Source organism: Rhodococcus sp. BUPNP1, from assembly GCF_002215235.1.
Taxonomy (GTDB): Bacteria; Actinomycetota; Actinomycetes; order Mycobacteriales; family Mycobacteriaceae; genus Rhodococcus.
On sequence record NZ_NERM01000082.1, the window covers coordinates 1 to 253 of the forward strand.

Genomic DNA, 253 nt, shown 5'->3' on the forward strand with positions numbered 1-253 from the left:
GAACGCGCTTTCTCACTGGTACTCCTTCAATCGGGGCCGGAGACCGACCCACACGCCGACCAGCGCCACCGTCAGCAGCACCACCGACATCGGTGCGAGGCCGGCGAGGGTGCGGGAGGCGCGGAACTCGTTGTCGCGCAGTTCGGTGCGGGTGTCGTCGATCCCTTCCGTCAGGGCCGCATCGAGAGCGACGAACCGGGCGGTGGATTCGCCGGGACCTGCCCCGACCGCGAGGATCGAGGCCGACGCGTAG

1 pseudogene is annotated in these 253 nt (G+C 69.6%); it reads right to left on the reverse strand.

The annotated features are described in order from the left end of the window. Nucleotides 1-12: 12 nt before the first annotated feature. Nucleotides 13-253 (reverse strand): annotated as a pseudogene (locus tag B9C99_RS25500) (hypothetical protein); the annotation flags it as partial.